We start from the raw sequence: 25,223 nt of genomic DNA on the forward strand, positions 1-25,223 counted from the left end.
TGTACATCCGTAATATAAATTATACTGCATAAAGAGTTGTTTTTCAACGGATGATAGTTGAGAGATTAAGGGGGAATTGTAATGCGTGTACTTAATAATGTTACAGAGGCTATAGGCAATACTCATATGTTACATTTATCCAAAATAGCAGATGAATTTGGAGTTCAAGGTAATATTTATGCAAAGATGGAATACTTAAATCCGGGATTTAGTAAAAAGGACCGTGTAGCATTACAAATGATTACCGAAGCAGAAAATGCAGGTTTATTAGTTCCAGGTCAAGCAGTTGTGGAATTAACAAGTGGTAATACTGGAACAGGACTAGCAATAGCTTGTGCATGTAAAGGATATAAATTTATAGCGTGTATGTCAAAAGGAAATTCTATGGAAAGAGCAAGAATGATGAAAGCTTTAGGTGCTGAAGTAGTTCTTGTAGACCAAATGCCTAATTCAGTTCATGGACAGGTATCTGGTGAAGATTTGGCACTTGTAGAAATTGAGGCTCAAAAAATAGCAAAAGAAAGAAATGCATTTAGAGCAGACCAATTTAATTTAGAAGCTTGTAATCATGCACATGAAAAGTATACAGCAGAAGAAATGTGGGAACAATTGGATGGAAATATTGATGTATTTGTAGATTTTCTTGGAAGTGGTAGTACTTTTGCAGGATGTTCAAAAACACTTAAAAAACATAATTCTTCTATCAAATGTTATGTTGTTGAACCTGAAACAGCAGCAATTTATTCAGGTAAAGAAATAACTGACCAAGGGCATAAAATACAAGGTGGAGGATATTCTATGGATTTGCCATTAGTAGACAAGAAACTTATTGATGGTTATATTCAAGTTACAGACGAGGAGGCAACTGATGTAGCAAGAAAATTAGCTAAATTAGAAGGTGTATTTGCAGGATTTTCTTCAGGGGCAAATGTATGTGCAGCAATTAAGTTGTTAAAGAGCAGTGAAAAAGGAAAAAATATAATTTTAACTCTTAATGATAGTGGTTTAAAATATTTAAGTACTGATTTATATGAAGAATTGTAATAATAGCACAATAGTTATGCAATGTTTTTTAAATTAAGTATATAGATTTAAATTATAAAAAGTATCTCAATGTAATTTTTGAAAGTTATAAAGGAGATACTTTTTTATTTTGTAAATATGGAGTATCCTACTTATAAGTATTAAGCTATATAGATATTGATGATTAGCTATGCAATAAAAAAGAGTATGTGTTTTTGCATTTATACATCATAACTTGGAATAATACATATTAATGTTCTAAATGTATTTAAAATATATGATAAAATTAGAACAAATAGATACAAGGAGATAAAAATGCAAAAGAGAATTTTAAGAAATTTTATATTTACGGGTAAAAATATTTTAAATAAACTTGTTTTTATAATAAAATATAATTTTAGTACATTAATTTTATTTGAATTATTTCATAAAGGATTAGCCTTATTTTTTATATGGCCATCTATTAGATATATATTTGATATTTTAATAAAAAGTTTACATATAGTCTACCTAAATATGGATAATTTTATAAAAGTTTTGACCAATCCCATGTCAATAGTTCTGATAATACTATCAGTTATAATACTAGCTTTTTATGCATTTTTTGAATTTACCTCTGTAATTATTTGTTTAAATAAATCGATAAAATATGAAAAAATAGGGTTATTTGAACTCTTTAAAATATCATTTGAGAACTCTATAAAATTGTTATATCCTAAAAATATACTATTATTTATATTTGTGATATTAATAATTCCATTAGTAAATACAGTTTTAATTTCAGGGTTTATAGGAAAAATACAAATACCAGAGTACATACTAGATTATATAAAGTCTGATATAATTTTAAATATAATCTATATGATTTTTCTTTTAATAATATATATTTCGGTTATTAGATGGATTTTTAGCATTCATGAGATAACTTTAAATACAGAAAATTTTAAAAGAGCAAGAAAAGAAAGTGTTAATCTTATAAAGGGAAAGATTATAAGAACAATTATTTATTCATTAATATTATCTTTAGTAGTAGCTATTATTGGATATGCGATTTATCATAGTGGAATTATATTTATAGGCATATGGACTAAATATTGTACTGATATGGAATTTTTGAAGAATGTATTTATAAATAGATGTATTGCATTTGAAGAATATTTTAGATTGATTTTATCAATATTCATTTTTATATTGGACATTGGATTTATCTCAGCAACTTATTATCAATATAAAGGAGTAAGTATTTCTAAAAATAATATTAAAAAAGAGAAAAAATCTATATCAAAAATTGTTTTTAATTTAGTATTAATATTATTGATTTCTTATATAGAGTCAGTTGCATTTTCTTCACATATAAATGGTATGTTTAATACGTCATTTTCATTTTATACAACAGCAATTGCTCATAGAGCAGGAGCTGAAATGGCTCCAGAGAATACTTTGGCAGCAATAAAAGAAGCTTCACATGCTAAAGCTGATTATGCAGAAATAGATGTTCAAGAAGCTAAAGATGGAGAACTTATTGTACTTCATGATTCAAACTTTAAGAGAACTACAGGAGTAGATAAAAATGTTTGGGATGTAAATTATAATGAAGTAAAGACATATGATGCGGGAAGCTTTTATTATTATGGAAAAGGTTATTATGATGAAAAGTTTGTTGGGGAAAAGATACCAACACTCAAAGAAATGATAAAATATTCTAAAGGTAAGGTGAAATTATTAATAGAAATAAAACTTAATGGACATGAAAAGGGAGACGTAGTAAAAAAAGTTGTTCAGTTAATTAAAGAAAATAATTTTGAAAATCAATGTATAGTTGCATCTATGGATAAAACTATATTACAAAAAGTAAAAAAACTGGATGAGAATTTATTGACATGCTATTTTATGGCAATTGCATATGGTGATTTTTCAAAGTTAAATTATGTTGATATGTATGGAATTGAATCAACTTTTGTTAATAAAACAGTAGTAGAAAAGATTCATAAAATGAACAAAAAAATCTTCGTTTGGACTGTTAATAGTGACAGTTTAATTGAGAAAATGCTTGACCTAAATGTAGATAGTATTATTACAGATAATCCATACCTTATAGAGAGTGCAATTTATTGGAAGAAAAATGGATTTATTAGTCAAGTGTCAGATTATTTATTTTAAATATTCTATAATTGTATTATCCAGTAAAAGAGATATTATTAAAATCAATAATATCTCTTTTTAACATAAATAAGGTTGTTAAATTAAGGTTATTCTTATAAAAATTGTGCTTATCAGCTATAAACAAGGAATAAAAGTGAAAAAATTGCTCTGAGATTATTACAGTTAAAAGAGTTTTAAGATGACAGAGAGATAGATTGTCAACTGTATATTTAATAAATCTTGTTATTTATTAAATTTTATATAAGTAAAATATATAAATTAATAAATCTTATGCTAGAATATATATGAAAAACAATATAAATTTGGAGGATTAAAAACATGACAGAGCGAGAAAAAATGTTGGCAGGAGAACTTTACGATTGTGGTGATATTGAGTTGTTAACTCAATGGCATAAAGCAAAAGACCTAGTAAGAGATTATAACCAAACAGATTCCTCGGATTTGGAAAAAAAAGAAAAAATATTAAATGAGTTACTTGGTGGTAAGGGTAAAAACTTATGGATTACTGCACCGTATTATGTAGATTATGGAAATAATATTTATTTTGGAAATAATTGTGAAGTCAATATGAATTGTACGTTTTTAGATGATAATAAAATTATCATTGGGGATAATGCACTAATCGCACCAAACGTACAAATATATACTGCATTTCATCCAACTAATGCTGGTGATAGATTTGGTAATGCCAAAGAAGATGGTTCATTTGAATTTTGTAAAACTCAAACAGCTCCAGTTACTATTGGAGATAATGTTTGGATTGGCGGGGGTGCTATTATCATGCCAGGTGTTACTATTGGAGATAATGTAGTTATAGGTGCAGGAAGTATTGTTACAAAAGATATTCCAAGTAATATGATTGCATACGGAAATCCATGCCGTATTATTCGAGAAAATAAATAAAGTTAAATTTTCTTGCAAAATCTCAAAAAACACCTTTCTTACTTTATACATAGGGTATTTTCTAATACTTTCACATCCATATTCATTTGTTAAATTTTTGTGGAATGTAGTTTTTATCACTTCTATCTTACATTTCCACCATTTTTTTATAAAAGTCATTCCTTTATATATTTATTTATAATAGTATATATTCTATTTGATGTTTGAATAAGCACTTATTTTTAAGTAAAATACTAACTTTTAGGTTAGTATTTTACTATAGTATGATGATTAAGTAAGAATAAAATACTATAATACATAAAGCTTAATAAATATAATTTTTATTTTACTTAGATATTTTCTTTTGATTAGTAATCAAAAGTGGTTATAATTTTTTTAATTAATAAGAGTAACATTTATTTTATGAAAGAGGATTATATTAATATATATTTAAATAGGAAAAATTGTAAAAAGCATAAAAATAATATAATTAATTAATGAGATAAAAGTGGATAAAAATATTGGGAGTTTAATTTTTGTGAAATTAAAAATATTAAAGATAATCTACAAATATAGAATATATTCTAAGACGAATTTTTATAATTACTAAATAAAATAAATTAATCAATATAGTTTTTTAATATAAACAAAAAATAAAAAACTTATATAAATAAAATGCTTGTTTTTCTTGTATTATTTATATAAATATTGAAATTTGTCTAGTTATACGTTTTTATTGACCAGTTATGCAGTTGATATTGAATATTCTAAATATTGGTGTTATTTTATAGGTGGTTTAAACATATTAGGGGGATTTTATATATGATTTGTATGATTTATAGAGAATGTATAAAATAGTAAAGGTTTAGAGCCATGTTTAGTGGATTGCAGAATATGCATATAGAATGATTCTTGTAAATTAAGTTAGACATAGGAAATATATAATTTGTATTGGATGATTGATTTTATGGTGTATGCTTTTAACTTCTATAATGGGAAAGTAAAGATGTACTCCCAATACATCTTTACTTTAGCAGAAGTTATAGTTACTTATAAAGTACAAAAAATTATATATTTATTAGAGTAGATAAATCTAAAAAGGTTTTTCTAGAAAAATTTAGTTTTAATTGTATCTACTTACTAATAATAAGACTTGATGTAAGCAGGTTTCAACTACCGTTTCTCCATATTCTGATATAAAATCATCTAACTGTGTATCTAAAAAATTACAATAATCATATGAACTACTGATGTAAGCAGTTAGTATATGTGTACATTTGTCTATTTCTCCAATAAACATATTATCCATCCCCCTAAAAAATTTAGTAAAAATAAAAAGTCGCATTCTATTAGTCAATTAACATAATTTATAAAATTTTTTAGTACTAGTTTCTATAACTTAACTCCTTAAGGTTAAATATTCCCAGTTTTACCAATTTAGTTTTATTCTACAAGTATATAATACTAGAAGATGCTTCATTATTCAACATGCTTGTTTGAGAATAGAAAATATTCTAAAATTATAATTGTTTTTAAAAATAAGATTCAAGATAAATAAAGTTATATGCAACTATTTAATAATCTTTCCATAATAAGGACAGTAGGTTCTATTCTTAAAAAACTCCATCTTTAAATTTAAAGAATAACTACAATTTGAACAACAATAAAATTTCCAATCAATAAAAATATCAAAAATAATAAAAATAATTGAAAATGTATAATTTCCCAGAAAAATAATAAATGTAACTCCAATAATAAACACACCTATAAATTATAAAATAATTTAAGCTTTATTTAAGGTTAGTATTATATTTATATAAGATTTAAGTTTTAATATATATGTGTAATTAAAATGATTTAGGAGGAGAAATATATTGGTAAATTGGGAAATAAAAAAATTGGCTAAATCTAAGAGTATGTTTATATCTCTAGGCATATTAGTGTTAATACTAATGATTAGTATCTTTATTGCGCCTGTTTTAGAAACAGAAAGTTATTATATAGATAAAGAAAAAGGACGTATAGAAGATACGAGAAGTGGTATCGACATAGGTAATGAGAAATTTCAAAATAAGATTAATGTTTTAAAGCAGTTTTCAAATCAAACAGATACAGGTGAATTTTCTAAAAAAATTGAATTAATGTCAAAGAAAAAACTTGATAATCTAAGTGTGAATGAATATAAGGATATTAGTTTTTGGAAAGTATTTAACTATAGAGTTACAAATTCACTTATAAATGTAGGAATGTTAATCATTATATCTATAATTATATCCAATATTTACGTAGATGAAGTCGTTACTTCGGTAAAAGATATCATACTATCATCAAAAGAGAAGAAAAAAGCATTAAAGTCTAAAATATTTGTTGCTTTATTAGTTCCATTAGTAATTTATTCTGTTTATTTAATGGGAATATTTATTATAACTTGTATGCAACAAGGAGTACCTGTTAATGGAGACTTAGAATCTTTTAGAATAGTAGACAATGTAGTTGCATTGAAAACTAATTTAAGTATAACAAAGTATGTAATATTAAATATAGGCATAGAGCTTTTGATGTTTGAAGGATGGGCCATGATAGCCATATTTGGGTCTTTTATAAGTAAGTCTTCAATATCTTCAATAAGTTTTTTTATATTTATTATATCTATAACTAAGATAATGTCGGTAATCCATATATTACCTAAAAAATTACTTTCAGTTGTATCAAATGTAAATTATTATGATTTGATATTTGGTTTTAATAAAATAATAGGAAATTATCTAGGTGATATTATGATATTTAAAGTGAATATAGACATTGTCAATATAGCAATAGGACTTTTGATGGCAATATTGATAGGTACTATGTCATTATGTTTTTTAGTAATAAAATCAGATTATATAAGTAGATAAAAGGGGAGTTAAGATGAATAAATTAGAAATAGAAAATCTTTCAAAGATATATGGTAAAAAAGTAGCAAACGACAAGATTACAGTAACTCTGGAAAATGGAGTTTATGGTCTTCTAGGACCAAATGGAGCAGGAAAATCTACATTAATGAAACAAATAACAACGTTGATAAAACCTGATGAAGGTCAGATACTTTATAATGGTGAGGATATATTTAAAATGGATGCTGATTATAGAAATATTTTAGGATATTTGCCACAAGAATTTGGAGTTTATAAAAATTTTACAGCAAAAGAATTTTTACAGTATATTGGAGCTTTAAAAGGTTTAAGGGGAAAATATTTAAATAGTAAGATAGGAGAATTATTAGATTTAGTAGGTCTTTATGATGTGAGAAATAAGTCTATAGGAAAATTCTCAGGAGGTATGAAGAGGAGAGTTGGGATAGCACAAGTTTTACTAAACGACCCTAAGATAATAGTCCTTGATGAGCCAACAGCAGGTCTTGACCCACAAGAAAGAGCTAGATTTAGGAATTTAATAGCAAAAATGTCTAGAGATAAGATAATAATACTTTCTACTCATATAATTTCCGATATAGAATCAGTTGCAAAGGAAACAATAATGATTAAAGATGGCAAACTCCTAATGAAAGGAACACACAAAGACATATTAAGTCACATGGAAAATAAAGTATATAATGTTCAAGTTAAAAATGAATGTGAAGTTGATGATATACAATCTAAATATAAGGTTGTAAGTATTCAAAGTGATATTAATTCAATAGTACTTAGAATTGTTTCAGAGGATATTCTAAGCGAGGATAATATACAACCAGTTCAAGCAAAATTCGAAGATGTATACATGTTTTATTTTGATTTAGAAGATGCAAGGGAGGTGTAGTAGAAATGATGTATTTAGTTAAAGCTGAAATGATAAAAATATTAAAATCAAAGAGTGTTTGGATAATTTGGCTGTTTTTAATATTTTTTGGATTTTTTCTGATTAGAAAGTTTGATGTTTTAGATACTTATGCAGATATATTTTACAAGATAGAAGGCTCAATACCTCTAATAGGTTTGATAATGTTTATAATAACTTCTGGAAATTACATTAAAGAATATGATTCTAATATGACAGGTTTAATAAATACAACTAAAAAGGGAAAAAAATCAGTAGTATTATCAAAACTAGTAGCTAATGGATTAATTTTATCTATTATTAATATTTCTTTTATATTGTTAGTAGGAATTAGAGGTTTTAGTTTTTTTGATTTTAAAAATTTAAATGAACCGATTCATAACTTATGGTACTTTGGAAATAGTAATTTAAATCTTACAGTAATACAAATGTATATAATTGTTATATTGACTACTATTTTTGCTTCTTTTATATTTGCACAAATAGGCTTAACACTTTCATCTATATTTAAATCGGCTGTAATTCCATTTATACTAGGTGGATTGATAATGGCAATTCCATACTTTAGTGTAGGTTTTATACCAGATAAAGCTATAAAATTTATGTCAGTGACTCCAAATTGGATTATGATGAGCCAACAAATGGTTAAGTATAATGTACCAAGTATTTTGATAGTTTTTTCTATAGTAATCTCAATTATATTAATGATAGTGTTAACTAAAATAACATATGAAAATTTTACATCAAGCAAAAGGTTTTAACTAAAAATAATAGTAATTTTATTTATATTTTAGTTTAATTAAAAATAAGATAAATGAATTTTAGATAAAATATATGCTAATATATATGTAAATTATTACAGGAGGTTGTTTATGGAAAATCGTGTTTTAATAATAGATGATGAAGTAGAAATATTGAAGCTTTTAGAAACTGTCCTAAAAAAAGAAGGCCTTAATAATATATATACTGCAAAAACTAAAAAAGAAGGATTAGAATTATTTAAAAGTATTAATCCTGATTTGATTGTATTGGATATTATGTTACCAGATGGCGAAGGTTATGATATTTGTAAAGAAATAAGAAAAACCTCCAATTCTCCAATAATATTTTTATCAGCTAAAACCGAAGAATTAGATAAGTTACTTGGACTAGCGATTGGAGGAGATGATTATGTTACAAAACCTTTTAGCCCTAAGGAAGTGGCTTTTAGAGTTAAAGCGCATTTGAGAAGATTAAGTTATTTTAGTGATGCTCAAAACGAAAGTAAAAATCTAAATAATAATGAAGAAAAAATTATATCATTTGGCCCATATATATTAAATGAAAGTAGGGCAGAACTTATAAAAGATGGAAAATCTATAGGACTGTCTGCAAAGGAACTAAAAATCCTATCTTTATTTGCACATAATCAAAATCAAATTATAAGTAAAGAAAAACTATGGGATAAAGTGTGGGGAGAAGATTATGTTGGATTTGACAATACTATAATGGTTCATATAAGAAAAATTAGGGAAAAATTAGAGGATAATCCTTCAAAACCTGAATATATTCTGACAATAAAAGGTCTTGGATATAAATTAGCAGTAAAGGAAGATTAGAATATGAAGTGGAAGATTACTAGAAATTTTATATTTACAATTGTGTTTGTAGCTATATCAGTAGTAATTATAAATATCATATCTATATTGTATGTGATTTCAACTAATAGCTTTTTTAAAGTTGTAGATTCTGGAAATAATCCTGAAGAATTTGCACGTTCTTTTGAAAAAGATTTATATGAAAAAGATGGAGAATTTAAACTATCTAAGATTGGAGCTGAAAAATTAGAAAAATCAAATTCCTGGATACAGGTTTTAAATGATTTAGGAGAGGAAGTTTATGGAGTAAATGTGCCAAAGGATACTCCAAAAAAATATACACCCTTTCAAATGGTGAATAATTACAAGTATATAGAAACAAAGTATGTTAATTTTGTACTAGAAAAATATTTAAACAAAAAACATCTAAACATAATAGTAGGTATACCTAGTAGAGATATATCAAGAATAATTTTAACCTATTCTCAAAATAACATTAAAAAAACTTTAAATAAAGTTATCATTATAACACTAGTAATTGATAGCGTGGTAGCTTTAGGCGTAGGATATTTATTTAGTAGAAAACTTACAAAACCAATTTCAAGCGTACTATGGAGTATTGAGACTATGGCTAATGGAAATTATAGTTTATATCTTAAGGACAGAGGTATATATGAAGAAGTTTTTAAAAATATAAATATGTTAGCTGATACTTTAAGAGTAAATGAAGTTGAGAGAAAAGAAAATGAAGAGTTGAGAGAGGAATGGCTGGCAAATATAACACATGATATAAAGACACCTCTAGCATCTATACAAGGGTATGCAGAGATAATTAATGACAAAGATTATGAGTTTGAAGAAGATGAAATACAAGAGTATACAGAAATTATATATAATAAGTCTAAGTATATAAAAGATTTAGTTGATGATTTAAATTTATCTACTCGATTAAAAAATAATACTATAGTTCTGGACAAGAAAAAAATAAATTTAGTCAGTTTAGTCAGAGATATAATAATTGATATTTTAAATGATAATAGATATAAAAATAGGAATATTGAATTTGAAAGTAATGAAGATTTAATTGAAGTATATGTAGATTCAATCTTATTCAGAAGGGCTATAACCAATCTTATATTTAATTCAATAGTTCATAATAGCGAAGGAACTTTGATAAGTGTAGAAATTGTAAAAAAAGATAATATAGAAATTATAATAAAAGATAATGGAATTGGAATAAGCAAAAGTGATTTGAAACATATTTTTAAAAAATATTATAGAGGTACTAATACAGGTGAGATGCATAAAGGTTCAGGTCTTGGTATGGCTATTTCTAAAGAAATAATAGAGATTCATAAAGGTAAAATTTATGTAAGTAGTGAAATTGGAATAGGAACAAAAATTATTATAGAGATAAAACAAAATTAGGAGATATGATATGGATTTTTTTAAAAAAGGTATAAGTGGGTTTACTATTAAGATTTTAGCATTAATATTTATGACATTTGACCATATAGCAGCATTTATGCCACAAACAATGCAAATACCAATTTGGTTTCATTGGGTAGGCAGAATATCAGCACCACTGTTTATATTTATGGCTGTTGAAGGATTTTATCACACTAGTAACAGAAAAAAATATATAAGTAGATTGTATATTTGGTCTGTTATTATGGCTATAGGAAATCAAATAATTAATAATGTATTTTCACATCCAGAAGGAGCTATAATTATAAATAACATTTTTTCAACATTATTTTTAATAGCGATTTATTTACAAGCAATAGAGTTCATAAAGAAATTTAGAAAAGAGAAAGAAATTAAATATTTTATTATAGGATTATTGATGATAATCATTCCTATAATTTTAGGAATATTTACAGTAGCTTTACTTTTTAAAGTCACTAACAGAGTTATTGCTTTATTTATGATTTTGGTACCAGTACCATTTTTAGTAGAAGGTGGACCAATTTGGATTATACTTGGGATTATTTTTTATTTGTGTAGAGGGAAAAAGTTCAGTTTGAGTATTTGTTATGCTTTAATGTGTATATTTATATTTACAACAATGTCAAATGGAGATTATAGTTTAAAAAATTCTATTTTACAAAATTACCAATGGATGATGATTGCTTCTCTACCTTTAATGTTACTTTACAATGGAGAAAAAGGGAAGAGTATGAAGTATTTATTTTATTTATACTATCCAATCCATGTATATATATTGTATATCTTAGGAATATACTTAATAAATGGTTTTTGATTGTAAGTGATATTTTTAATACAAAATGAACAATATGAGGATTGTTTTAGGTCTATTAAAATTGTTATTTAGATGAGATTTGTAGAATATTTAAATTTATGAGCAGAAATTCAGTTATTGTAATTTCAATAACATTAGAATATAATATTATAATTTATTTAGAAATATATGATGTTATACATGGTTTGGTTATTAATGTAATAATAAAACAGAGGTTTGATATAAAATTCAATACCTCTGTTTTAGTGCTTTTTATCCTACATTTATGCTTATTTTATTTATAAATTAGTGTTTTGTTTTAATTAATATTAGTACATTTTTTATTTATTTTATAAAATTAGTCATAATTGTTTCTTCATATTGTGGTTCTTTAATTCCAGCTTTTTTACCTGCTGATATACACTTAAGAAGCCATGCCATGTTTTCTCCTAGAGTTCGCATAGTCTGTAATCCTTCTTCATCCTTCATAACATCCTCTGGAGTAAAGCCATGTACCTGGTTCCAATACTGTGATGATACAATAGGCATATTGCTGATTGAAAAATATTTATTTAGTTGGTCAAATGTTGCACTTGCACCACCACGTCTACATGACACAACTGAAGCACCTAATTTTGTAGCCATGCGACTTCCAGCTATGAAAAATAGACGGTCAAGAAAAGAAGTTAATTGACCAGTTGCACTAGAAAAGTAAACAGGAGAACCAATAATAATACCATCAATATTATCCAGATCTTCAATCAATTCATTAACTTTATCATTTCGAATGCATTTTCCAGTTTCAAAACAGGATGCGCAACTAATACATCCTGGGATTGTTTCTTTACCTAAATACAGTATTTCTGTTTTAATATCGTGTTTACTCAATACTTTAGTAATCTCATTTAGTGCTGTATAAGTACATCCATATTGGTTTGGGCTACCGTTTATCAATAAAACTTTCATTATAAATTTCCTCCAATGAATTTTATTTAATAGATTTTCTAAGAGATATTATTTTTTATAAAATAGGATTTTCATGAATATTATCAATTTATATAGAAATGTCTAATCTTAGAATCCTATTTAAAATAACTTTTTTTTAGTAAATACACCTCCTATTATAAAATTGACTTTCAATTATTCTTACACTATAATTTTATTATAAATTATTCTAAAAACAAGTACGCACATTTTTGTTCAATACTAACCAAAAGGAGAGTGTAATATATGAGTATAGACTGTATATCAAATACAGATTTAAGTGAAACAGGATTTAGTTATACACTTTCACTGATTAGTGGTAAATATAAGATGATAATTCTTTACTGTCTTGTAGAATTTGAAGTTGTAAGATATAATGCATTAAAACGTTATATAAATACTATCTCCTATAAAACTTTGAGTTTATCATTAAAAGAATTAGAAGCAGATAACTTGATTATTCGTACTGAATATCCTCAAATACCTCCTAAGGTAGAATATAGTCTATCAGAAAGGGGAAAATCTCTGATTCCAATTTTAGATGCAATGTGTGAGTGGGGAGAGAGGAATAGACCTTAATTTTGTATCTGTAGATACCATAAAAAGACTGTGAGTAAAATTGTTTGAATAATCTACTCACAGTCTATATTTAAATTAATAGTTAGTATTTTTAATTTATAAAAATACTAAAAAATTTATTATGAAATTTCACCACCAATTTCTTTTACATCTTCTTTATATATAATACAAGCTTCTATAGCTAATTCTAAGCCTTTTACTATTTCTTCTAAAGACATGAATGGTGTATTTTTTTTATCTATTACTTGTGAAGTTGTATATGGGATGTGTATAAATCCACCCCTTATATTAGGATATTTCTTGTCTATCATATAAAGAATTCCATACATCACATGATTGCAAACAAATGTTCCTGCAGTGTTTGAAACACTAGCTGGAATTTTATTTTCATTCATATGTTTTACCATAGCTTTTACAGGCAATTTTGAAAAATATGCAGGTTCACCATCTTCTTTTATAATAGTATCTATAACCTGGTTACCCTCATTATCTTTTATTCTAAAATCATCTATATTTATAGCAACTCTCTCAGGTGTAATGTCAAATCTACCTCCAGCTTGTCCAACTGATATTACTATATCTGGATTGTGCTCTTGAATAGCTTTATCTATAGCTTCAACAGATTTTGTCATAACTGTTGGTATAGTTATCTTTATGATTTCTGCACCGTTTATATTATTATTGACCCTTTCAACTGCTTCTTGAGCTGGGTTTATTGGTTCTCCGCCAAATGGGTCAAATCCTGTTAACAAAATTTTCATTATTTTACCTCCTAATTATATTAAAATCCTAAAAAGTACATTACTAATATGTGGGCTATAATTAATACCAAAGCAACTGGAGCTTGATATTTTATAACAATATAATCATTTTTACATTCTAGCAAGGCTGCTGGAACTATATTAAAATTAGCAGCCATTGGAGTAAGTAGAGTTCCACAATATCCTGCTGTTAATGCTAATGCTCCAATTATAGCAGGATTTCCACCTTGAGACAATACAAAAGGAATACCAATTCCTGCCGTTATGACTGAAAATGCGGCAAATGCATTTCCCATTATCATGGTAAATATAACCATACCTAATACATAAGCTATAACACCAAATAATCTGCTATCAGCAGGGACTACACCAGATATCATGGTTGAAATAACTTCACCGACTCCGGCTTGAGTAAATAAAGCTCCCAATGCAACTAAAAGTTGTGGTAACATACTAGCAGGTCCCATTTGTTGAAGTAATCTTGAGCCATCTTGAACTGATGTAGCAGGTTTTGCCTTAGTTATTATAAGGGCTGATATTAATGCAATTATTGAACCCACACCTATTGCAAATTGAGAAGAATTATCAAAATTAGAAAGGCTCATAGCTACTACTACTGCAGCAAATGCTAATATTAATGATGGTATAAATATTTTATTTTTAAGTTTGTCTGCTTGTTCTTTTCCAAAATTTTCATCTGGTTCTTCATACTTTGCAAATACAACTTGTTTAGAAAGTGTTAATAAACTAGATAATATTAATATTATTCCTATTATATTGGCTGGAATCAATCTACCAAATATGAATGGCAATGATATAAGTATCCAAAATAATGATGTACCATATTTCTTATTGTTATTTATGGTAGTAAAAGACTTATATGCTATAACAATCATTAAAAATCCCATTAGTGCGTAAAAGATTTCTAATGATATGTTTATAAAATTTTGCATTTTTATTCCTCCTAAATAAAACTATTTTTTATGACTTTTGTTTAATTTTTTATCATATAAGGTAAACTGGATTGTAGCCACTACAAGTGCTATTACTGCCATAATAGTACTAGCCTTTACAATATTAAGTCCAGTTACATTGTATCCAAATTGAGTCAGAGTAGATGCTATAAGTAATACTCCACTACTACCTGCAAATAAGTTTTGACCATAAAAATTTCCATAGTTTTCTGATGCAGCAGATAATGCCTTTATGGCTTCTTCATCCGATTCTTTTAGTTCATCACTATTACTTAAACCAGCAGCTTGTGCCATAGGATTAACAAGTGGTCTTACAAATTGAGGATGTCCACTCATTCTTATTGATAGAGCACCAGCTATTTGTCTAGCTATCATGTATATAGTAAGTACTTTTCCTGTTGTAAGTCTTTTTAATTTTTCTATTAAAGAAACAGCTCTTTGTTTTAAACCATATCTTTCTAATACACCGATTACTGGCAATGTTAATATGAATAATGATACACCTCTGTTTGAGACAAAAGAATCTCCTAAAATTGTAAAAATTTGATTAAAATCTAATCCTGCAACAATTCCTGTTGCCACTCCTGCTAATAATACAGTAAATAGTGTGTCAATTTTAAGTATAAATCCAATTACAACTATCAATATACCGATTAGTTTTATCATAAATTGTTCTCCTTCCATTTCTATATGTTTTAATTTAAATTTATTTAATGGATAAAGTTAAACTCTTTTTATAGTATTTGCGTTAATAGGACTATTATTATAAAATTTAATAAAAAATAGGGAAGATGTTTTTAAGTATCAAAGTAAATAATGGTTGTGTATAGGAATTTGAATAACAAAGATTATATTTTAAGCTAATATGAATTGATTTTGTAAGTCTATAGTTTAAGTATATGTCAATATTTGAAATAGGTTTTAAATTAGATATTATATTATAAAAAGAGAATGTGCCAAACATAGAGACAAGTGTATTTTTCACTTTTGAAATGATAAAAATATATTTGATTTCATACAAAAAGAGAGTGTCTAATGAATTTTTTAGTTCATTAGACACTCTCTTTTTGTTATGATTAATAAAGCATATATTAAGTGCTAGTTTCATTAGATTTCACTAAGAAAAATAAAATTTTGATAAAGTTTAAAGACTATTTTGAGCAATATTACTTATAAATAAAAGAATTTATCATAGAGATAATTAGTTTTATTTTAGCTATTAAGATTTATTAAAAAATTATCTATATTATCCTGTGATATTCTAAAACTGTCATAATTACCTTTTGAAACAGCCTTCATAATAAGTTTATCTAAAAATTTCATTTTTTCTAATCGAGCTTCACTACCAAAAATTCCAATAGCATTTGCACTTTCTAATAAGGATGATGGAAAATTTGATTTTAAATATTTATCTGCTTGTTCAGAAAAGCCACAGCAAAGGAAAATGCCAACTTGTTTTTTGTTTAATAACTCTACATTATCATTACATAGCACTTGTATTTTTTTTGAAACTGAACCAACATATATAGAACTTCCAATAATAATTTTATCAAATTTTGATAACTCAATTTTATTATTATTATTATTAATATCAACAATAGTGACATTATCTGATAGTTTATTTTTTAGTATATTTGCACAGTCTTTTGTACAACCATATTTACTTGAATATATAATAATAGTATTCATAATTATTCTCCCTTTCTTAAAGCATTTTCTACAGCTTTTCGTATAGTATTACTGCTATAAGTTGCAGAAGTTATAGCATCCACATCTAAAGACTGTTGTTTAATAATACTTGTTGTAATTTTTTCAGCAGGTTTACCTAAAAGATGGTCGTGTTTTAAGATATTAATATTTTGGATTTTACCATTATTAACTTCAACAGACACAGTAGCTTTTACCAAGTTATTATCAGCACCTCCAGTATAAATGCCATTTTTAACATTATTAATATCTATATCTTTTACTACCAAGTTTTCCGGCTTTAAGTTGCTTACAATTACAATAATAATGCATATAAATACAAAGAATAGAGCAATAGATATTCTTACATATTTTTTCTTTTTATTAGTAGCCTTGTTGCGAATTTTCATTGTAAAGTCCTCCCACTAAAATATCTAAGAAATTTTCTATAAGTTGAGAAAAATTATGTAAAGAATATAGTTTATTTTCAACAACACATAAAACGAATCCTAACAATGCACTTATAAGCATCCATGAGCTTTTATCTATATTTTTTTTGAATATTCCTTGTTCAATTCCAATGGAAAGGAATTTATCAAGCATTTTTATACCATTATTGCTAGGCGTATTGTTTGTATTTTCAGATGCAAATATAATATTCATTCTACTATGCATGATAGATTTTGCCATCTCTGGTTCACTAGAAAGAGTTTTTATAAAGCTAGTCATAATTTCTATGATTTGTTTATCTATTGGTAGTGATGAGCAATTATTCATAATGTCAATGGCATTACTTTCTACTGTGTTATAAAGTTTATTGGTCATATCGCTGATAATTTCTGCTTTGTCTTTGTAGTAAAGATAAATTGTAGTTGGAGAATATTCTATTTTTGTAGCAATTTTTCTTATTGATAAATTTTCATATCCATGTTGGTTTATAATTTCGATGCTAGCATCCATAATCTTTTTCTTCATTTCTTCTTTTTCATTTTTACGTCTTTCTTTGATACTCATATAATTACCTCTTTGCTTAACGGTGTTAAGTTAATTTACACTGTTATTGTATAATTTAATTTTAATACTGTCAATAAATTATTAAATAATATAAGTTAATATATTTTTATGGATAATAAATTAATGTTATTAATTGTAATATTTAAGATATTATTGTATAATAATAATCGGTTTAAATGCGCCACATCTTATTAAAGTTGGTTCATAATTCTAAATAAACTTTAATAAGATACACTAAAATATAATAAATTCTTTTATGCTATAAAATTTATTTTATAGCTATTAAATCAGATGTTTAAAAATTTTTTAACGGTCTATAGTTTTTAAGAGTCTATAGTAAGTAGACTAAAAATATGATTTTACATCTGTACTTGTTCGAGAACTCCAAGTATAAAAAACTAAGGAATTATATAGTGGCAGTATATAATTAATACCCTTAGACACACCTTTTTGAAAGTGGAAAAAAGATGTGTAGTTCTCCTCGACCACAAATCAAGGAGGATAAAAAATGGAAAAGAGAAAAGTAATAATTGATTGTGACCCAGGAATTGATGATTCTTTGGCAATTCTTCTGGCTTTAAACTCACCAGAGCTAGAAGTGATTGGAATTACCACATGTTGTGGAAATGTTCCAGCAAATATAGGTGCAGAAAATGCACTAAAAACACTTCAAATGTGTTCTTCACTAAATATTCCAGTATATATAGGAGAAGAAGCACCACTAAAAAGAAAACTTGTAACAGCTCAAGATACACATGGAGAAGATGGTATTGGAGAAAACTTTTATCAAAAGGTTGTGGGAGCTAAAGCAAAAAATGGAGCAGTGGATTTTATAATAAATACTTTACATAATCATGAAAAAGTATCAATAATAGCACTTGCACCACTTACAAACATAGCTAAAGCACTTATTAAAGATAAGAAAGCATTTGAAAATCTCGATGAGTTTATATCTATGGGAGGAGCATTTAGGATTCATGGAAATTGCTCTCCAGTAGCAGAGTTTAATTATTGGGTAGACCCACATGGAGCAGATTATGTTTACAAGAATTTATCTAAAAAAATCCACATGGTAGGTTTAGATGTAACTAGAAAAATTGTACTTACTCCTAATATTATTGAGTTTATAAATAGACTTGATAAGAAGATGGCAAAGTATATAACTGAAATAACTAGATTTTATATTGATTTCCATTGGGAACAGGAGGGAATAATTGGCTGTGTGATAAATGACCCTCTAGCAGTAGCATACTTTATAGATAGAAGTATATGTAAAGGATTTGAATCATATGTAGAAGTTGTAGAAGATGGAATAGCTATGGGTCAGTCTATAGTGGATTCTTTCAATTTCTATAAAAAAAATCCTAATGCAATTGTTCTAAATGAAGTTGATGAGAAGAAATTTATGTACATGTTTTTAAAGAGGCTTTTTAAAGGTTATGAAGACATTATAGACTCTGTGGAAGGAGTGATATAGTGTGAAAAGAAAAATATGTGTAAAAACTATTACACTTATAGCTTTTGGTATTTCTATAAATATAATAGGCGCTTTTATAGCTATGGGATTAAGATTACCTGTATACTTAGATTCAATAGGAACTATAATGATAGCTTCACTTTTAGGACCTAAATACGCTGTTGTTACAGGTGTGTTTGGAAGTTTAATAAGTGGAATTACGTTTGATGTGTATTCTCTCTATTTTGCACCAGTTCAAATATCAACCGGATTACTTGCTGGAATAGCATTTAAAAAGAATTTTTTAAGAGGTTTAAAAACTCCAATAGGAGTACTTTTATTTGCCATTCCAACATCTATAATAAGTTCAATAATTTCAGCATTTTTATTTGGAGGTATGACCTCTTCTGGTTCATCATATATAGTGCAAATCTTGAAAGTGTTAGGACTGGGAGATGTTTTTAGTGTGTTTGTAACCCAAGTATTTACTGATTATGGAGATAAGCTGTTAGCAGTTGTTTTAGTGAATTTAGGATTAAATGCAGTTCCAAAAACTTTAAAGGTATCATTGACTGGAGGAAAATAGATAGAAAATGGATAGATATAGTGAGATAACAAATAAAAATCAAAGAGAAATTGTTCTGCTTAAAGGATTTCCTTGTATATGGGGAAAGTGTTCTTTTTGTGATTATATAGATGATAATTCTAATTTAGAAGAAGAGATGAATAAATTAAATCTAAAGGTTTTAAAAAACGTAACTGGGAAATATGGAGTTCTTGAAGTCATAAATTCTGGAAGCTGTTTTGAATTACCTAAGGATACTTTAGAAAAAATAAAGTGTATTATAAAAGAGAAAAATATAAAAAAATTATTTTTAGAAAGTCATTGGTCTTACAAAAATAGGCTTAAGGAAATGAGAGAGTATTTTGAAATTCCTGTGGTATTTAAAATTGGAGTTGAAACCTTTGACAATGATTTTAGAAATAATATTTTAAATAAAAATGCAAATTTTAAGACTCCACAAGATGTAAAAGAATATTTTGATTCACCTTGTATTATGGTTGGAATAAAAGGACAAACAAAAGAGATGATAGATAAAGATATAGAGATTATCCTAAATACTTTTGAAAAAGCGACAGTGAATGTTTTTATAAATAATTCTTCTAGTATAAAAAGAGATGAAGAGTTAGTGAAATGGTTTGTTAGTAAGTATAAATTCTTGGATGAAAATCCAAATATAGAAGTTTTATACAATAATACAGACTTTGGTGTAGGAGATTAGCATTAATTTAGTTTAAATTTAAAATTGAAAAGTTTCTTATGTTTTTGAAAAAGCTTCTAATAGTTAGAAGCTTTTTTTGTAGAGTTTTATGTTACAATAAGAAAAAAGGAATTAAGGAGCAATTAAATGATGTTTGATAGGGGAAAATGGAATAAATTGGATTATAATGAACTTTTAGAATATATGATGTCTATACAAGATATAAAATATAGAGATTTTAATAAAAAGCTTATACCTGGAACAGAAAATATAATAGGTATTAGAGTTCCTAATTTAAGAAAGTTATCAAAAGAAATAAGCCAAGGAAATTGGAAGAAATTTTTAGAAGTAGCAGAGGATACATACTATGAAGAAGTTAGGCTACAAGGTATGGTAATTGGCAATATAAATAGTAATTTTGAAGAAACTTTATACTATGTAAAAAGATTTATACCTAAAATCGATAATTGGTCAGTTTGCGATGGATTTTGTTCTGATTTAAAGTCTATGAAAAAATATAAAGAAAATATGTATGATATACTTAAAAAATATGTTTATTCAAAGAATCCATGGGAAATTAGATTTGCATTAGTTATGTTTTTAATATATTATGTTGATGATAAACATATTAAAGAAATATTTGAATACTGTAATAATATACAAAGTGAAGAATATTATGTTAAAATGGGTATGGCATGGTTGCTATCAATTTGTTTTATTAAATGTGAAGAGGAAACTTTTCTCTATATAAAAAATAATAATTTAGATGATTTCACTTATAATAAAATGCTACAAAAAATAATTGAATCAAATAGAGTAGATTTAGAAAAGAAGAATATAATAAGAAGTATGAAAAGAAAGACAAGAAGATGTTGACGGAGGAATATTAATGAATAACAATGAAGACAGAATTGACAAATTTTTAGAACTTCAAAGCAAAGGATTTAAATTTGCAGAGATAGCTCAAAATCTAAAGATTAGTCAAAGTACTTTAAGAACTTTTTTAAATAAAAAAGGATATAAGTCAGAAAAAGGTAAATACATATTAAAAGACGAATTAAATTATAATAAAAGTTTGGATAATAGAAACTTGGAAGAAGAGAAAGCTAAGGAGTATGAAAAAAGTAAAAAGAATACTATAAGTAATAGAAAAAAAGTAAGCACCAAAAAAAAGATTTCTAATGAAAAGGCTTTAAGTAAAAGTGTTGAACAAATTGAGTTTAATGATACAGGCTTAAAAAATGCAAAGCCAAAACAAAATATTAAGCCTAAGAAAGATAGAAAAATAAATATAACTCAAGAAGATTTAGATAAGCTTTGTGAAGTATATGATTGGTATTTAGAAGTAAAAGATTACAATATAAAGCCTAAAAAAGTATCTAATAAAAAAGATGTACATATAGATGATGAACACATAGATGAATTAAAAACAACAAGAATACGTATAGATAAAGAAATATGGAATGATTTTGAAAGATTATGTAGTAATTCGAATTTTGAAAAACATCAAATACTTACACAGGCATTGAAAGAATTTATGAAAAAGTATAAAAATCTACTATAAAATACTACTATATGAGGTGCTTAATATGAATAAAATAGTAAAAAAATCAATTTCTCTAATGATTATATTAACAATATTTATTTTTATGTTGACAGCATGTGAAAAAGATGAACAGCCTGATTCAGTTGATATTCAAACAGAAGATAAAAATGAGATAAAAATAGATGAGGGAAATGCAAAAGTATTGAATATAGGAAAATCAGAAATTATAAATATAGATGAAGGTGATAAAGTAGATACATCAACAAAGGTAGAAAATAATTCAACATTTAATATATCCAATGTTGAATTGATATATAATGAATATGATGAGAATAAAAAAATTATATCTTCGGATAGTAAGGCTTTGTTGGACATGACTTTAATGCCTGGGAAAGTTGCTTACATAGAATGTGGGCATAAAACTTTTGTAAAGGGTGTAGAAGTTTATGCATATGAATATGAGGCAGAGGGTAAGATTGTGTATGTTAATTTAAAAGAAAATACTATTAATATAAGAAATAATAATATTAAGCTAGAAAATAGTAGTCAGTATGAGGTGCTATCTACATCAGAACTTAAAAAAGTAAATGAATCAAATGAGGGAATTACGTATCAAGTAAAAGTAAAAAATTCATCATCAAAAGATTTAGGAAATATTATTCTTAAGACAGCAGAAGTTAATGAAAATGGAGAATATTTAACAGTAAATCGTGTGCCATCATATAAGATTTTAAAGCCTTCAGAAGAGACAGATATAGATATATTGTGTTCAACAAAGGCAAAAAGTGTTGAAATAGTGGGATATACGTATGATGATATAAAAGAAAAAGCCAATGTGGATATTGACTTAAAATCTCATAAAGTTAAGATAGACAAATAAAGGTAGGGGATACTTATGAAGGTTTTAATAGTTGAAGATAATAAGATACTTTTAGAAAGTGTAGTAGAAGAACTTAGCAAGCATTTTGAAACTGAAAAGTGTGAAGATGGAGAAGAAGCTTTATACTTAGTAAATCAAAATATATATGATTTAGTCATTTTAGACTTAATGCTTCCTAATATAAATGGATTTGATATCCTAAAGAAAATGAGAGTTAATAATATAGATACACCTGTACTTATATTGACAGCAAAAGAAACATTAGATGACAAAGTAGAAGCATTTACTATAGGAGCTAATGATTATTTGACAAAACCTTTTTATATGGAAGAGTTAGTAGCTAGGGTATACGCTATATTAAGGACTAATGGAAAAATAAAAGAAAGAAACGGATTAGAATTTAAATCTTTATATTTAGATACACTAGAAAAAAGAGTGTATATTGAAAAAGAAGAAATAAAACTTCAAAACAAACAGTTTAACTTGCTTGAGTATTTTGTATTAAATAAAGGTTCAATTTTATTAAAAGAGCAGATTTATGATAGAATATGGGGAATTGATTCAGATGCGACTATTGAAATAGTGGAAGTATATGTAAGTAATCTAAGAAAAAAACTAAGTAAATATGGATATGATAAATATATTAAAACTAAACGTAAGGTAGGATATATATTCGATGATAAATAAGAATGTATTTACCAGTACTAAAAATCATTTAATAAAAATGTATATTATTGTAGTAGGTAGTTTTTTAATAATCTTTTCTATATTTATATACTCATATTTTAGGGGACTTACATATAGTGGAATTGATAGTGAGATAAATGATGAACTTGAATATATAGTCTCTCAATTTAAAAGAACTTCATTTTTGAACCCAATAAGACTGAAAGATCCTAAAGATATGGTGTATGTATATGAAGATGGAAGGATAAGTTACTATACTCAAAATGAATATTTTGATGAGTTACTTCCAGATAGAAGACTAGATAAAAAAAATTCGTTTTTTAAATACACAGAAAATGGATATACTTTTAGAGAATTAAATGTAGATGTAGGTAGATACCAAATACAGATAATTAGAAATATAGATTCTGAGATGAATTCTTTAAGACAGCTTACATCTGTTCTTATAATTGGAATATTAATTTCTGTAATAATTACTTACTTTGTGGCTGTATATCTCACTAGAAAAGCTTTAATTCCAATAGAAACAGCATGGAAAAATCAAGCTAAGTTTATACAAGATGCTTCTCATGAATTAAGAACACCAATAACAATAGTTTCATCAAAATTAGAAAGTATGTTAAAATCCCCAGAAAGTACAGTAAATGATGAAGTTGAAACAATAGCTACTGCAATGAAGGAAACTAGAAGACTTAAAAAAATGATAACTGATTTATTGTCTCTTACTAAAGAGGACTCTATTGTTAAAGTTAATTTAGAAGAAATAGATTTAGAAAAGTTATTGGAAGAAATATCAGAAGACTATATTGACATTGCTGAGTTTCAGGAAAAAAGATTCGTGTTTAATTCTAAACTGAAGAATAAAGTTATAATAACAGATAAAAATAAATTAAGACAACTTATATTAATTTTCATTGATAATGCCTTTAAGTATACAAAATTGGGTGATGAGATAGCATTAGAATTGAAAGAAGATATAGAGGATGAGGTAACTTTACTTATAAGTGATACTGGTATAGGCATAAAAAAAGAAGAGATACCTCTTATATTTGATAGATTTTTTAGAAGTGAAAATGTAAGAAATAAAGATTTAGAAGGTTCTGGAATAGGACTTTCAATAGCTCGCATGATTAGTTTAAACTTATCTATTGATATAAATGTAACTTCTGATGTAGATATTGGAACTACATTTGAATTGTCAATACCAAAAAAGTTAAAATAATAAAAATATAAAAAATTGTTTTTAGAAATGAAGAATGGGTATACTAATTAGTATAAAATATAAAAAGACCTTATAAAAGTAAATTTATATTTATAAATTTCATAGTATAATTATATAGGGATAATAAAGTTTAATAGGAGGATTTAAAAATGGCAAAAGTTATAAATACATCTGAATTTAGAAGTAGTGTTGAAGGTAGTAAGGGAGTAGTTGTAGTTGATTTCTTTGCAACTTGGTGTGGACCTTGTAACATGTTGGGACCTGTATTTGCAGAATTAGGTGAAGAGATGAAGGATAAAGCTAGATTTGTAAAAGTTGATATAGATGAGAGCTTAGAAATAGCTCAACAATTCAATGTATCTACAGTACCAACTATGATTATATTTAAAGATGGAAAACCAGTAGAAACTTTAATTGGATTCATGCCAAAGAACAAAATTGAAATGCAAGTAAAATCATATTTATAAAA

General features: G+C 26.1%; 27 protein-coding genes and 1 riboswitch. Of the genes, 19 read left to right on the forward strand and 8 right to left on the reverse strand.

The annotated features are described in order from the left end of the window. The first annotated feature begins 81 nt into the window (after positions 1-81). From CDIF1296T_RS08775 to CDIF1296T_RS08785, 3 genes are all read left to right on the forward strand, one after another. Positions 82-1,044, forward strand: coding sequence for a PLP-dependent cysteine synthase family protein (locus CDIF1296T_RS08775; protein WP_009896810.1), 963 nt, complete (start codon positions 82-84; stop codon positions 1,042-1,044). Positions 1,045-1,338: 294 nt separating this feature from the next. Next, positions 1,339-3,183 carry a glycerophosphodiester phosphodiesterase gene (locus CDIF1296T_RS08780; RefSeq protein WP_009896811.1) on the forward strand — a complete coding sequence of 615 codons (1,845 nt, stop codon included), beginning with the start codon at positions 1,339-1,341 and terminating at the stop codon, positions 3,181-3,183. Positions 3,184-3,504: 321 nt separating this feature from the next. Continuing rightward, positions 3,505-4,089 carry a sugar O-acetyltransferase gene (locus tag CDIF1296T_RS08785; RefSeq protein WP_004454497.1) on the forward strand — a complete coding sequence of 195 codons (585 nt, stop codon included), beginning with the start codon at positions 3,505-3,507 and terminating at the stop codon, positions 4,087-4,089. Between the two features lie 1,102 nt (positions 4,090-5,191). Here the strand turns inward: CDIF1296T_RS08785 and CDIF1296T_RS08790 are convergent. Then, positions 5,192-5,368 carry a hypothetical protein gene (locus tag CDIF1296T_RS08790; protein ID WP_009889562.1) on the reverse strand — a complete coding sequence of 59 codons (177 nt, stop codon included), beginning with the start codon at positions 5,366-5,368 and terminating at the stop codon, positions 5,192-5,194. A 574-nt stretch (positions 5,369-5,942) separates the two neighbouring features. On the opposite strand from CDIF1296T_RS08790, the gene CDIF1296T_RS08795 reads away from it, so the two are divergent. The 6 genes from CDIF1296T_RS08795 (at position 5,943) to CDIF1296T_RS08820 (ending at position 11,724) form a co-directional block, all read left to right on the forward strand. Further along, positions 5,943-6,965, forward strand: a complete 1,023-nt coding sequence (locus CDIF1296T_RS08795) for a membrane protein (RefSeq protein ID WP_009896812.1) — start codon at positions 5,943-5,945, stop codon at positions 6,963-6,965. Positions 6,966-6,978: 13 nt separating this feature from the next. Continuing rightward, on the forward strand, positions 6,979-7,866 hold the full coding sequence (locus CDIF1296T_RS08800; RefSeq protein WP_009896814.1) for an ABC transporter ATP-binding protein: 888 nt from the start codon (positions 6,979-6,981) through the stop codon (positions 7,864-7,866). Between the two features lie 5 nt (positions 7,867-7,871). Then, the gene (locus tag CDIF1296T_RS08805) at positions 7,872-8,645 is read left to right on the forward strand and encodes an ABC transporter permease (protein WP_009896816.1); all 774 of its coding nucleotides are present in this window, start codon (positions 7,872-7,874) and stop codon (positions 8,643-8,645) included. A 111-nt stretch (positions 8,646-8,756) separates the two neighbouring features. Further along, the gene (locus CDIF1296T_RS08810) at positions 8,757-9,482 is read left to right on the forward strand and encodes a response regulator transcription factor (RefSeq protein ID WP_004454491.1); all 726 of its coding nucleotides are present in this window, start codon (positions 8,757-8,759) and stop codon (positions 9,480-9,482) included. A 3-nt stretch (positions 9,483-9,485) separates the two neighbouring features. Then, complete coding sequence (locus tag CDIF1296T_RS08815) at positions 9,486-10,889, forward strand: HAMP domain-containing sensor histidine kinase (protein ID WP_009896818.1); 1,404 nt, start codon at positions 9,486-9,488, stop codon at positions 10,887-10,889. Between the two features lie 10 nt (positions 10,890-10,899). After that, positions 10,900-11,724 (forward strand): TraX family protein, encoded by an 825-nt coding sequence (locus CDIF1296T_RS08820; RefSeq protein ID WP_009896820.1) that lies wholly within the window; start codon positions 10,900-10,902, stop codon positions 11,722-11,724. Between the two features lie 324 nt (positions 11,725-12,048). Here CDIF1296T_RS08820 and CDIF1296T_RS08830 read toward each other — a convergent pair whose 3' ends face one another. Beyond that, on the reverse strand, positions 12,049-12,669 hold the full coding sequence (locus CDIF1296T_RS08830; RefSeq protein ID WP_004454488.1) for a flavodoxin family protein: 621 nt from the start codon (positions 12,667-12,669) through the stop codon (positions 12,049-12,051). A 264-nt stretch (positions 12,670-12,933) separates the two neighbouring features. On the opposite strand from CDIF1296T_RS08830, the gene CDIF1296T_RS08835 reads away from it, so the two are divergent. Beyond that, positions 12,934-13,266 (forward strand): winged helix-turn-helix transcriptional regulator, encoded by a 333-nt coding sequence (locus CDIF1296T_RS08835; protein ID WP_003420359.1) that lies wholly within the window; start codon positions 12,934-12,936, stop codon positions 13,264-13,266. A gap of 119 nt (positions 13,267-13,385) precedes the next feature. Here CDIF1296T_RS08835 and pcp read toward each other — a convergent pair whose 3' ends face one another. The 6 genes from pcp to CDIF1296T_RS08870 all read right to left on the reverse strand — a co-directional run bounded on the left by pcp (position 13,386) and on the right by CDIF1296T_RS08870 (position 17,701). Then, positions 13,386-14,027: a pyroglutamyl-peptidase I gene (pcp, locus tag CDIF1296T_RS08840; protein ID WP_003430137.1), complete on the reverse strand. Its 642-nt coding sequence runs from the start codon at positions 14,025-14,027 to the stop codon at positions 13,386-13,388. A gap of 20 nt (positions 14,028-14,047) precedes the next feature. Further along, on the reverse strand, positions 14,048-14,980 hold the full coding sequence (locus tag CDIF1296T_RS08845; protein ID WP_003433654.1) for a DUF979 domain-containing protein: 933 nt from the start codon (positions 14,978-14,980) through the stop codon (positions 14,048-14,050). A 21-nt stretch (positions 14,981-15,001) separates the two neighbouring features. After that, positions 15,002-15,667, reverse strand: coding sequence for a DUF969 domain-containing protein (locus CDIF1296T_RS08850; RefSeq protein WP_009889567.1), 666 nt, complete (start codon positions 15,665-15,667; stop codon positions 15,002-15,004). A 546-nt stretch (positions 15,668-16,213) separates the two neighbouring features. Beyond that, entirely contained in the window at positions 16,214-16,690 is a 477-nt protein-coding gene (locus CDIF1296T_RS08860) for a flavodoxin domain-containing protein (protein WP_003430144.1), read from the reverse strand. Positions 16,691-16,692: 2 nt separating this feature from the next. Continuing rightward, entirely contained in the window at positions 16,693-17,097 is a 405-nt protein-coding gene (locus tag CDIF1296T_RS08865; protein WP_009896824.1) for an FMN-binding protein, read from the reverse strand. Beyond that, complete coding sequence (locus CDIF1296T_RS08870) at positions 17,072-17,701, reverse strand: TetR/AcrR family transcriptional regulator (protein WP_004454480.1); 630 nt, start codon at positions 17,699-17,701, stop codon at positions 17,072-17,074. The genes CDIF1296T_RS08865 and CDIF1296T_RS08870 overlap by 26 nt, the downstream gene beginning before the upstream one ends. 364 nt (positions 17,702-18,065) lie before the next feature. After that, positions 18,066-18,109: riboswitch (PreQ1 riboswitch) on the forward strand. 100 nt (positions 18,110-18,209) lie between these two features. Between CDIF1296T_RS08870 and CDIF1296T_RS08875 the strand changes: the two genes are divergently transcribed. From CDIF1296T_RS08875 to trxA, 9 genes are all read left to right on the forward strand, one after another. Continuing rightward, positions 18,210-19,178, forward strand: a complete 969-nt coding sequence (locus tag CDIF1296T_RS08875; RefSeq protein ID WP_009896825.1) for a nucleoside hydrolase — start codon at positions 18,210-18,212, stop codon at positions 19,176-19,178. 1 nt (position 19,179) lies between these two features. Then, a complete protein-coding gene (locus CDIF1296T_RS08880; RefSeq protein WP_009896827.1) occupies positions 19,180-19,743 on the forward strand; it encodes a membrane protein in 564 nt (187 codons plus the stop codon). 7 nt (positions 19,744-19,750) lie between these two features. Next, on the forward strand, positions 19,751-20,440 hold the full coding sequence (locus tag CDIF1296T_RS08885; RefSeq protein ID WP_003430150.1) for a radical SAM protein: 690 nt from the start codon (positions 19,751-19,753) through the stop codon (positions 20,438-20,440). Between the two features lie 126 nt (positions 20,441-20,566). Then, the gene (locus CDIF1296T_RS08890) at positions 20,567-21,295 is read left to right on the forward strand and encodes a DNA alkylation repair protein (RefSeq protein ID WP_018112775.1); all 729 of its coding nucleotides are present in this window, start codon (positions 20,567-20,569) and stop codon (positions 21,293-21,295) included. Between the two features lie 13 nt (positions 21,296-21,308). Then, on the forward strand, positions 21,309-21,983 hold the full coding sequence (locus tag CDIF1296T_RS08895) for a DNA-binding protein (protein WP_004454475.1): 675 nt from the start codon (positions 21,309-21,311) through the stop codon (positions 21,981-21,983). A 25-nt stretch (positions 21,984-22,008) separates the two neighbouring features. Then, positions 22,009-22,845 carry a hypothetical protein gene (locus CDIF1296T_RS08900; protein ID WP_004454474.1) on the forward strand — a complete coding sequence of 279 codons (837 nt, stop codon included), beginning with the start codon at positions 22,009-22,011 and terminating at the stop codon, positions 22,843-22,845. A 15-nt stretch (positions 22,846-22,860) separates the two neighbouring features. Further along, entirely contained in the window at positions 22,861-23,532 is a 672-nt protein-coding gene (locus CDIF1296T_RS08905; RefSeq protein ID WP_009889581.1) for a response regulator transcription factor, read from the forward strand. Then, complete coding sequence (locus tag CDIF1296T_RS08910; protein ID WP_004454470.1) at positions 23,522-24,754, forward strand: sensor histidine kinase; 1,233 nt, start codon at positions 23,522-23,524, stop codon at positions 24,752-24,754. Before CDIF1296T_RS08905 ends, CDIF1296T_RS08910 begins: the two co-directional genes overlap by 11 nt. A 149-nt stretch (positions 24,755-24,903) precedes the next feature. Continuing rightward, the gene (gene trxA / locus CDIF1296T_RS08915) at positions 24,904-25,221 is read left to right on the forward strand and encodes a thioredoxin (RefSeq protein ID WP_003420374.1); all 318 of its coding nucleotides are present in this window, start codon (positions 24,904-24,906) and stop codon (positions 25,219-25,221) included. Positions 25,222-25,223 lie beyond the last annotated feature (2 nt).

The sequence above is a fragment of the Clostridioides difficile ATCC 9689 = DSM 1296 genome (genome assembly GCF_001077535.1).
GTDB classification, from domain to species: Bacteria; Bacillota; Clostridia; order Peptostreptococcales; family Peptostreptococcaceae; genus Clostridioides; species Clostridioides difficile.

Coding starts and splice junctions, on each gene's coding strand:
- CDIF1296T_RS08775 (WP_009896810.1), top strand. CDS start 82: ATGCGTGTACTTAATAATGTTACAGAGGCTATAGGCAATACTCATATG.
- CDIF1296T_RS08780 (WP_009896811.1), top strand. CDS start 1,339: ATGCAAAAGAGAATTTTAAGAAATTTTATATTTACGGGTAAAAATATT.
- CDIF1296T_RS08785 (WP_004454497.1), top strand. CDS start 3,505: ATGACAGAGCGAGAAAAAATGTTGGCAGGAGAACTTTACGATTGTGGT.
- CDIF1296T_RS08790 (WP_009889562.1), bottom strand. CDS start 5,368: ATGTTTATTGGAGAAATAGACAAATGTACACATATACTAACTGCTTAC.
- CDIF1296T_RS08800 (WP_009896814.1), top strand. CDS start 6,979: ATGAATAAATTAGAAATAGAAAATCTTTCAAAGATATATGGTAAAAAA.
- CDIF1296T_RS08805 (WP_009896816.1), top strand. CDS start 7,872: ATGATGTATTTAGTTAAAGCTGAAATGATAAAAATATTAAAATCAAAG.
- CDIF1296T_RS08810 (WP_004454491.1), top strand. CDS start 8,757: ATGGAAAATCGTGTTTTAATAATAGATGATGAAGTAGAAATATTGAAG.
- CDIF1296T_RS08815 (WP_009896818.1), top strand. CDS start 9,486: ATGAAGTGGAAGATTACTAGAAATTTTATATTTACAATTGTGTTTGTA.
- CDIF1296T_RS08820 (WP_009896820.1), top strand. CDS start 10,900: ATGGATTTTTTTAAAAAAGGTATAAGTGGGTTTACTATTAAGATTTTA.
- CDIF1296T_RS08830 (WP_004454488.1), bottom strand. CDS start 12,669: ATGAAAGTTTTATTGATAAACGGTAGCCCAAACCAATATGGATGTACT.
- CDIF1296T_RS08835 (WP_003420359.1), top strand. CDS start 12,934: ATGAGTATAGACTGTATATCAAATACAGATTTAAGTGAAACAGGATTT.
- pcp (WP_003430137.1), bottom strand. CDS start 14,027: ATGAAAATTTTGTTAACAGGATTTGACCCATTTGGCGGAGAACCAATA.
- CDIF1296T_RS08845 (WP_003433654.1), bottom strand. CDS start 14,980: ATGCAAAATTTTATAAACATATCATTAGAAATCTTTTACGCACTAATG.
- CDIF1296T_RS08850 (WP_009889567.1), bottom strand. CDS start 15,667: ATGATAAAACTAATCGGTATATTGATAGTTGTAATTGGATTTATACTT.
- CDIF1296T_RS08860 (WP_003430144.1), bottom strand. CDS start 16,690: ATGAATACTATTATTATATATTCAAGTAAATATGGTTGTACAAAAGAC.
- CDIF1296T_RS08865 (WP_009896824.1), bottom strand. CDS start 17,097: ATGAAAATTCGCAACAAGGCTACTAATAAAAAGAAAAAATATGTAAGA.
- CDIF1296T_RS08870 (WP_004454480.1), bottom strand. CDS start 17,701: ATGAGTATCAAAGAAAGACGTAAAAATGAAAAAGAAGAAATGAAGAAA.
- CDIF1296T_RS08875 (WP_009896825.1), top strand. CDS start 18,210: ATGGAAAAGAGAAAAGTAATAATTGATTGTGACCCAGGAATTGATGAT.
- CDIF1296T_RS08885 (WP_003430150.1), top strand. CDS start 19,751: ATGGATAGATATAGTGAGATAACAAATAAAAATCAAAGAGAAATTGTT.
- CDIF1296T_RS08890 (WP_018112775.1), top strand. CDS start 20,567: ATGATGTTTGATAGGGGAAAATGGAATAAATTGGATTATAATGAACTT.
- CDIF1296T_RS08895 (WP_004454475.1), top strand. CDS start 21,309: ATGAATAACAATGAAGACAGAATTGACAAATTTTTAGAACTTCAAAGC.
- CDIF1296T_RS08900 (WP_004454474.1), top strand. CDS start 22,009: ATGAATAAAATAGTAAAAAAATCAATTTCTCTAATGATTATATTAACA.
- CDIF1296T_RS08905 (WP_009889581.1), top strand. CDS start 22,861: ATGAAGGTTTTAATAGTTGAAGATAATAAGATACTTTTAGAAAGTGTA.
- CDIF1296T_RS08910 (WP_004454470.1), top strand. CDS start 23,522: ATGATAAATAAGAATGTATTTACCAGTACTAAAAATCATTTAATAAAA.
- trxA (WP_003420374.1), top strand. CDS start 24,904: ATGGCAAAAGTTATAAATACATCTGAATTTAGAAGTAGTGTTGAAGGT.